The following is an 8,609-nucleotide window of genomic DNA, read 5'->3' as shown; positions in this document are numbered from 1 at the left end:
ATCCCGGTCACGCTCGCGCGGACGCTCCTCGGAGCGCGCCTGGGGCTCCGCCTCGCGCGTGTCGGCAGCGGGGGCGGCGGCGCCGTCGCCCTCGGCGGGCGCGATCTCGTGCTGGCCGCCCTCGCCGCGCCGCAGGCGGAGCAGCCCCTTGTTCGCGGCCTCGATCACGAAACGGGAGAACTTGCTGTAGCCCAGCTTCTTCTCGTCGAAGCCCGGGTCCAGCCCCAGCATCACCTGCTTCAGCCGGTCCGGGCGCATAGCGTCGCGGTCCTTCGCCATCTGCCGCACCGCCTGGGTCACCAGCATCCAGGGGTCCTCGCTCGTGGTCTGGCCGCCCACCGAGGCGCGGGTCAGGCCGGAGAGCGAGTGGTACGAGTAGTACTCGTCGCAGTTCTGGATCAGCAGGTCGCTGGAAGACTCCCGCATCCCCACGCCGATCACGTACTTGCCGTACTCCTTCAGCTTCAGCACGCAGCTGGAGAAGTCGGAGTCGCCGGTGAGGAGGATGAAGGTGCCGATCTCCGGCCGGGTGAACACCAGCTCGATCGCGTCCACCGCCATGCGGAGGTCGGTCGCGTTCTTCTTGGAGGTGCCGTACGCGGGGGCGAAGATCAGGTCGACCGAGGCCTCGGTCAGGGGGACGATGTACTGCGGGTAGCGGCGCCAGTCGGCGTAGGCGCGCTGCACCGCCACCTTGCCGCGGATGATGTCGGAATTGAGGAGCGCCTTGAGCTCCTTCCCCAGGTCGCTCCGGATCCCGACGGTGACGTTGTCGAAGTCGATCAGGAGCGCCGCGTTGGGCGCATGGGCGGGGAGGTGCGTCTGTGGCCCCGCGTACGGGGCGTTGAACGGTCTGCGGTTCATCTCTCGCAAGTTATCCATGTTTGCGGCGAGACCCCTCCGCCTCTCCCCGCGCCGGTGCGGCGGCGGGGGACGGCTGGAGGGGTCTCGTCGTGGAGGCCTCGGCCTCGGGTTCGGTTGTGGGAGCGGTCACGGTCGGCGGCTCGACTCTTCCGCGCTGATCATGCGCGCGAGCTCCACCCTGCGGACCTTGCCGCTCCCGGTCATCGGGAAGCTGTCGAGAAAGCGGACCAGGTCGGGGACCTTGTAGTCCGCCATCACCTCGCGACAGAAATCCTTGATCTCTTCGCCGGTGACGATCGCCCCCTCGACAGGGACGATGCAGGCGCACGCCATCTCTCCCAGCACCTCGTGCGGGAGCCCCACCACCGCCGCGTCCAGCACGGCGGGGTGGGCGTGCAGCCGGTCCTCCACCTCGCGCGGGTACACGTTGAACCCGCCGCGGATGATCATCTCCTTCCTGCGGCCGATGATGTGGAGGTATCCCTCCTCGTCCACCATCCCCAGGTCGCCGGTCAGGAAGAAGCCGTCCTCGGTGAACGCGCTCGAAGTCTCCCCCGGCTGGCGGTAGTACCCCTTCATCACGCCGGGGCCGCGGACCGCGACCTCGCCCACCGACTCCTCGGGAAGCACCGAGCCGTCCGTGTCGATCACCCGCACCTCCACCTCCTCCAGCGGCCGTCCCACGGTGCGGAGCTGCTTCCCGGGAGGGTCGTCGTCGCGGGTCACGGAGACCAGCGAGCCGGTCTCCGTCATCCCGTAGCCGACCCGGATCCCGGCGACCATCTCCCGCTGGATCCGCCCCAGGAGCTCCTCAGGCACCGGCGCCCCGGCCACGACCCCGGTCCGCAGAGTGGCCAGGCCGCTCGGCTCCTCGGCCTGCGCCCGCAGCTCGGTGACGAAGGTGGTGGGGACCCCGTGGTGGACGGTGACCCGCTCCCGCTCGATGATCCGCAGCGAGAGCGCGGGGTCCTGGTCCTCCTGGAGGACCAGCGTGGCTCCGCCGGCGAGCGTCCCCAGCACCCCCGGGCCGACCCCGAAGATGTTGAAGAGGCAGTTGACGCCGAAGACCACGTCGTCCGGCACTATGGACACCGCGTCGGCGGTGGCCGCCGCCGTCTCCAGCAGGTTGGCGTGCGTCAGGGAGACCCCCTTCGGCTTGCCCATGGTGCCGGAGGTGTAGAGGATGGCGAACACGTCCTCCGCCGGGTCCACCTGCGCCCGGGGGAAGTCGCGCCCGTCCCCGCTGGAGAGAAGGTCCTCGAACTGGTAGATGCGGTCGTCGTACCAGAGGTCCTCCTCCCCGACCGAGACCACGTACTGCAGGTCGGGAAGCGAGGTGAGGAAGCCCTCGAAGCGCGCCAGGTAGTCCACGCCGTCGTAGTCTTCCGCCGTCACCACCACCACGGTCTCCGAGTGGCGCAGCATGTACTGCAGCTCGGGGGTGGTGTAGCGCGGGTTGAGCGGAACGATGACGGCCCCGAGCTTGGCCGCCGCGAACATCGCGACGATGAACTCGGGCCAGTTGGGGAGGTTCAGCGCAACGCGGTCCCCCGCCTCGATCCCCAGCTCGTGGAGCGAGGCCGCGAGGGCCGTGGACTGCGCGTCGACCTGCTGGTAGGTGAGTCGCCGATCCCCCAGCACCACGAAGGTGCGCTGGGGGTCTTCGGCGGCGCGGAGCGCCAGACTTTCCGCTACGGCTGTGCCGCGGAAGCGGTCGCGAAGCGCCATGAGACCTCCGGACGGGTGTTCCTCCTGAAACGCGCGACAAACATAACTGGAGCACCAATCCCCGTCAAACTCCGTTTTTCGGGTGTTTTTCGCACCCCTCCCGGGCGCTTTACACCCGGTGGGCGGAGGGGTAGCTTTCGCCCTCTTCGACGCACCCTCGCACTTCGCACCGCGCACTTCGCACCTTGTCGTCCCACGTCCCCCAGCACCTCCGCGCGCTCAACCCGGAGCAACAGGCCGCGGCCCTCGCCACCGAGGGGCCCGTGCTGGTCCTGGCCGGCGCCGGCTCCGGGAAGACCCGCACGCTGGTGTACCGGGTCGCCCACCTGCTGAACCTGGGGGTGGACCCGCGCCGCATCCTGGCCGTGACCTTCACCAACAAGGCGGCGGGGGAGATGCGCGAGCGCGTGGCCGCCATGGTGGGGAAGCAGGCCAAGGGGGTGCTCCTCTCCACCTTCCACTCGCTAGGCGCGCGGATCCTGCGGGAGCACGGGGAGCGCATCGGCCTCCCCCCCAAGTTCTCCATCTACGGCCCCGGCGACCAGACGGCGCTCGCCAAGCGCATCCTCGCCGAGGAGGTGCACGTGGCCGCCACCACGGGGGACGACCGCTTCGACGTGAAGCGGGTGCTGTACACCATCTCCTCCTGGAAGAACCGGCTCGTGACCCCGCTGGAGGCGGCGCGCGAGGTGGCGGAGGGGCGCACCCGGGGGAACCGGACGGACGACTACGCGGTCCTCGCCGCGGACGTGTACCCGCGCTACGAGGAGGCGCTCCGCGCGGCCGGCGCCGCCGACTTCGACGACCTCCTCCTCCTCCCCGTGCAGCTGCTGCGGGAGGACGCCGAAACGCGCGAGGCGCTCTGGAAGCGCTGGCACTACCTGATGATCGACGAGTACCAGGACACCAACGGCGCGCAGCTGGAGATGGCGCGCCTCCTGGCCGGCCCCCGCAAGAACCTGTGCGTGGTGGGCGACGACGACCAGTCCATCTACGCCTGGCGCGGCGCGGACCACCGCAGCATCCTCGACTTCGAGCGGCACTACCCGGGCGCAACGGTGGTAATCCTGGAGGAGAACTACCGCTCCACGCAGCGGATCCTGGACGCCGCCAACGCGGTGATCGTCAACAACGCCTCCCGCAAGGAGAAGCGCCTCCGCACCGGGAACGGTCCGGGCCCCAAGCTCGACTACTGGGAGTTCCGCGGCGCGCCGGGGAAGCCGGCCGAGGACGAGGAGGCGGAGATGGTGGCGCGCGAGATCGGCCTGCGGCGCTTCACCGAGAAGCTGAAGTGGAGCGACTTCGGCGTGCTGTACCGCACCAACCTGCAGTCCCGCCCGCTCGAAGAGGCGCTCCGCGCCGCCAACGTCCCCTACCGGGTGATCGGCGGCACCTCGTACTTCGACCGTAAGGAGATCGCGGACGCGGTGGCCTACCTCCGCGTGGTCACCAACCCGCAGGACGAGGTGGCGCTCCGCCGCGTGATCAACTACCCCGCGCGCGGCATCGGCCGCACCTCGCTCTTCAAGCTGGTGGAGTCCGCCCGCCAGAAGAAGACGACGCTCTGGGACGCGCTGCGCGAGGCCGGCAGGGACGACGGCCTGAGCCGCCCCCAGGCGGAGGCCGTGCGGCACTTCGTGGAGATGGCGGACGAGGCGCGGCTGGAGTTCCAGGCCACCGAGGCGGCCATCCGGGCGGGCGATCCCGGCGGGCGGTCGCTGGAGGGGTGGGCCCGCGAGTTCCTGAAGCGCGTCCGCCTGGAGGAGGCGATCCGGGCCGAGAACAAGGCCGAGAAGGTGGCCGAGATCCGCGTCGACAACCTGCGGGACTTCGTCGCCTCCATCGGGAGCTACGAGGCGCGCACCTGGGCCGAGAAGCCGCTCCCGGACCAAGAGGACGACTGGCAGCCGCCCACCCTGGCGGCCTTCCTGGAGCGCGTCTCCCTCACGGACGACGAGGACTCGCGGAAGGACAAGGAAAAGGAGGAAGAGGCGGACAAGGTCACGCTGATGACCCTCCACGCCGCCAAGGGGCTGGAGTTCACGCACGTCTTCATGGTGGGGATGGAGGAGGAGATCCTACCGCACGCCCGCAGCGTGAACGCGGTTGCCGAGCTCCAGCCCGGCGACCCGGACCCCCTCGCGGAGGAGCGGCGCCTCTTCTACGTGGGGATCACCCGCGCGCGCCACCGCCTCTCCCTTTCCGGCTGCGCCACCCGCGGCGGCCGCCCGAAGCCGGCGGACCCGGACGGCGAGACCGGCGGCCGCCCGCGCGCCGTCCGCGAGCCGGTGGTGCGGCAACCCTCCCGGTTCCTCAAGGAGATCCCGCACGACCTGCTGGAGATCCGCACCCCAGGGGCCAGCTCGCTCTCCGAAGAGGACCGGGAAGAGCTGAAGGGGAGCTTCTTCGCGCGGATGAAGGAGATGCTGGCATGATGGACTGAAGTGCGAAGTGCGGGGGTCTGACCCCCCATCACTCCCTCAGACCCTCGCCCCCGCGGCCCCGGCGAGCACCCCCTTCGCCACCTCGTCCGACACCGCGTAGCCCCACCGGCCGTCGATCCCCTGCGCCGGCACCCCCGGAGCGCAGATCAGCGCGTACTCCACCCGGCCGTTGCGCCCCTTCTTGTCCGTCTGCGTCCGGGCGACCACGTCGTCCACGTTCCAGGTCACCGGGAGCGCGGTGGGGAGCCCCAGTCGGGTGAGGACGCGGCGCAGGCGGTCCGTGGTCCCCCGCCCCGCGACTGCCATGCGCTCGGCGATGCGCGCCTCCGCCACCATCCCGATGGACACCGCCTCGCCGTGGAGCATCCGGTAGCCGGAGAGCGCCTCCACCGCGTGCCCTACGGTGTGGCCGAAGTTGAGGAGCTTCCGGGGCCCGGACTCTCGCTCGTCGCGCATCACCAGCTCCGCCTTGATCTCCACCGAGCGCACGATGAGCCGTGAGAGCGCCTCCGGATCACCGCCGATCAGCTCGTCCGCCGCTTCCTCGATCCACTCCAGGTACTCCCGGTCCGCGATGGCGCCGTGCTTCACCGCCTCGGCAAGGCCGGCGCGCATGTGCTCCGGGGGGAGGGTGCGCAGCAGCTCCGGGTCGATGATCACCGAGCAGGGCTGGTGGAAGGCTCCCACCAGGTTCTTCCCCGCCGGTGTGTCCACCCCCACCTTGCCGCCCACCGAGGCGTCGATCATCGCCAGCAGCGTGGTGGGTACCTGGATGAAGGGGAGCCCTCGCATGTAGGTGGCCGCCACGAAGCCGCCCAGGTCGCCGGTGACCCCGCCGCCGAACGCCACCACCGCGGAGTCCCGGCCGATCCCCGTCTCCAGCATGGCGTCGGTGATCTCGGCCCAGGTCTGCCGCGTCTTCTGCGCCTCCCCCGCGGGGAAGACGAAGGTCTCCACCCCGTGCCCCGCCCCGTGGAGGGCGCGCGCGAGCCGCGTCGTGTACAGCTCGGCGACGTGGTGGTCGGTGATGATGGCGTAGCGGTACGCCGGCGCGCAGCGGGAGACGATCGAGGGGACCGAGGCCACGAGCCCCGGTCCGATCAGGATCTCGTAGCCGCCCGCCCCGCCGGCCCCGTTCCCCGTCGCCTGTGCGCCGGGGGCGGACTCCCCCGCGGCTACGCGAATCCGATGCATGCTCTTCATTCGACCAAAGCCTCCCTCTGCTCCGTGCGACGGTCCAGTCCCACCCCGAGCACCGTTTCGTCCGCCAGCCAGCGGATCACCTCGCGCAGGTCCCCGTCGGCCTGCTTCGCGCGGGCGCGGATCCGCGCGGCCGCGTCCCCCCGCTCCAGCACGCGGGGGAGTCCCGCCAGCTCCTCACCGTCCCCCAGCCGCTCGGCGATCGGGGCCAGCCGCTCCGCCAGCCGGAGGAGCGCCTCGCGCGCGGGGACCGTCTCCATCCTGCCGCCCTCCAGATCCACCAGCTCCGCTCCCAGCCCGTCCCGCGACGCCCTCCAGGCGTTCTCCCGCAGCAGCGGTCCCAGCATCACCTCGGGGAGCTCCGGCTCGCGGAGGACCCCCTCCACCACTCCCGCCGTCAGCGCGCGGGCCAGCGCCGCCGCCGCGACCGCGTCCTCCAGCCGCGGCGTCACGTCCGCCACCCGGAACTCCAGCGTGGGATACTGGTGGTGCGGGCGGACGTCCCAGTAGACCCGCCCGGGTGCGTCTATGCTCCCCGTTTCCAGCAGCACGCGGATCAGCCGATCGAACTCGGCGGCGTCCTCGAAGCGCGGCGGCGCCCCGGTCCGCGGCCACCGCCGCCACAGGATGGACCGGTAGGACGCGTACCCGGTGTCCTCTCCAAGGTATAACGGCGAGCTGGCGGTCAGCGCCAGGAGCAGGGGGAGATAGAGCCGCGCGCAGTTCATCACCCGCGCCCGGTCCACCCGCTCCGGCACGGCCACGTGCACGTGCATCCCGAAGATGTTCTGCGTCTCCGCGAGGCGGCGGTACTCCATCCGCAGCTTCCGGTAGACCTCGCCGGGGGTGAACTCCTGCTCCTGCCACCCGCTGAAGGGGTGCGTCCCCGCCGCCACCACCCGGAGCCCCCGCGCCTCCGCCGCCACGGCGGCCTGGAAGCGGAGCCGAGCCAGCTCGTCGCGCACGCACGCAGACTCCGCGCAGATGCGGGTCTCGACCTCCACCGTGTTCTCCTGCATCTCCGGCTTGATGTCCCCGGTCCAGTCCCAGGCGATCACGAAGCGGGCGCGGCTCTTCAGGTCGCCCGTGACGCCGTCCACGAGCTGGTACTCCTCCTCCACCCCGATCGTGTACTCCTCGGGAGATCCCATGCGTTCCTCGGTCGTCCTGCGTCCTCGGCGGCCCTCAGCGCGCCGAGGACCGGGAGCCGGAGGGCGGCAGGGGTCCCCACCGCTCGATCCGCTCCAGCGTACCCGCCAGTGCAAGCAACTCCCGAGCCGTCCGACCCAGGAGGGGGTGCCGCCACCCCGGCGCGACCTCCGCCAGGGGGACCAGCACGAACGCCCGCCCGTGCATCCGCGGGTGCGGCACCGTCAGCTCCGGCGTGTCCAGGATCCGCTCGCCGTAGGCCAGCAGGTCCACGTCGAGGGTGCGCGGGGCGTTGGGAAACGTGCGCACCCTCCCGAGCTCCCGCTCGACCTCCCGGGTCCGCTCCAGGAGCGTGACCGGGGAGAGGGAGGTGCGCGCCCGCACCACCAGGTTGTAGAAGTCCGGCTGCTGCCGATGCCCCACCGGCTCCGTCCGGAACACGGACGACACCGCCTCCACGTCCAGCACCTGCGCGAGGCGCTCGACCGCACGCGCAAGCTGGAGGACCGGGTCGCCCTGGTTGGCACCCAGCCCGAGGAGGACCGGCTCCGGCGTCCGGCCGGGAGCGGCCGGACCTCCAGCCTCCCTGCTTTCCGGGGATCCGGACACGCTGGCTCCTCCGCCGATCTGGTCTCTACCTGCGAGCGCGATACGGCCGTGCAACTTTCTGCCCCCTCGCGGCGTCCTATACACCAGGCATCGCTCCTCGACTGCCCATACCCGCGTCACCTCCATCCCGCAAGCACCCATGGCTACTCTCTCCGCACGCACGCCCAGGATCCTGCTCGCCCTCTCCTGCAGCCTCCTTTTCGGGACCGGGCTCGCTGCACAGGAGGCCGCCGCGACGGCGCCGGCCGCGCAGGAGGCACCCGCGAAGAAGAAGACCCGCGTCGACCGGAGCAAGCTCACGCAGGAGGAGATCAGCCGTGCGGCGCAGACGGATGCGTACACGATCGTCCAGGCCCTCCGCCCGAACTGGCTCCGGGTCCGCGGCGCCTCGTCCGTGAATCGTCCGGTGTACGTCCGGGCGTACCAGGACGGCGCCCCGCTCGGCGGCGCCGAGTCGCTCCGCCGCATCCCCCGGGATGCCATCCGGGAGATCCAGTTCCTGGACGGTACGGTAGCCACGCAGCGGTTCGGGACCGACCACTCGGCAGGCGCCATCCTGGTTCACACGGGGCGCTGAGAAACACGGGAGGGGGGGCGTACGCCCCCCCACCCGTG

7 protein-coding genes are annotated in these 8,609 nt (G+C 71.2%); 2 read left to right on the top strand and 5 right to left on the bottom strand.

What is annotated here, in order from left to right:
* Both VGR37_09850 and VGR37_09845 read right to left on the bottom strand, forming a co-directional pair.
* Positions 1-864: NYN domain-containing protein (locus VGR37_09850; GenBank protein HEV2147692.1), on the bottom strand; the 864-nt coding region annotated here is incomplete at its 3' end.
* A 126-nt stretch (positions 865-990) separates the two neighbouring features.
* Complete coding sequence (locus VGR37_09845; protein HEV2147691.1) at positions 991-2,592, bottom strand: AMP-binding protein; 1,602 nt, start codon at positions 2,590-2,592, stop codon at positions 991-993.
* Positions 2,593-2,777: 185 nt separating this feature from the next.
* Here VGR37_09845 and VGR37_09840 point away from each other — a divergent pair, with 185 nt between their 5' ends.
* Complete coding sequence (locus tag VGR37_09840; GenBank protein HEV2147690.1) at positions 2,778-5,027, top strand: UvrD-helicase domain-containing protein; 2,250 nt, start codon at positions 2,778-2,780, stop codon at positions 5,025-5,027.
* A 45-nt stretch (positions 5,028-5,072) separates the two neighbouring features.
* Here VGR37_09840 and aroB read toward each other — a convergent pair whose 3' ends face one another.
* From aroB to folK, 3 genes are read right to left on the bottom strand one after another with little or no spacing between them, the layout of a single operon-like run.
* A complete protein-coding gene (gene aroB / locus VGR37_09835) occupies positions 5,073-6,239 on the bottom strand; it encodes a 3-dehydroquinate synthase (protein ID HEV2147689.1) in 1,167 nt (388 codons plus the stop codon).
* The gene (locus VGR37_09830; GenBank protein HEV2147688.1) at positions 6,236-7,387 is read right to left on the bottom strand and encodes a YbdK family carboxylate-amine ligase; all 1,152 of its coding nucleotides are present in this window, start codon (positions 7,385-7,387) and stop codon (positions 6,236-6,238) included. The genes aroB and VGR37_09830 overlap by 4 nt, the downstream gene beginning before the upstream one ends.
* Before the next feature lie 34 nt (positions 7,388-7,421).
* Complete coding sequence (gene folK, locus VGR37_09825) at positions 7,422-7,994, bottom strand: 2-amino-4-hydroxy-6-hydroxymethyldihydropteridine diphosphokinase (protein ID HEV2147687.1); 573 nt, start codon at positions 7,992-7,994, stop codon at positions 7,422-7,424.
* 139 nt (positions 7,995-8,133) lie between these two features.
* Here folK and VGR37_09820 point away from each other — a divergent pair, with 139 nt between their 5' ends.
* Complete coding sequence (locus VGR37_09820; GenBank protein ID HEV2147686.1) at positions 8,134-8,571, top strand: hypothetical protein; 438 nt, start codon at positions 8,134-8,136, stop codon at positions 8,569-8,571.
* Positions 8,572-8,609 lie beyond the last annotated feature (38 nt).

Source organism: Longimicrobiaceae bacterium (assembly GCA_035936415.1).
Classification (GTDB): domain Bacteria; phylum Gemmatimonadota; class Gemmatimonadetes; order Longimicrobiales; family Longimicrobiaceae; genus JAFAYN01.
Note: the sequence above shows the minus strand (reverse complement) of the source record. Positions and strands in the feature narration are given on the sequence as shown.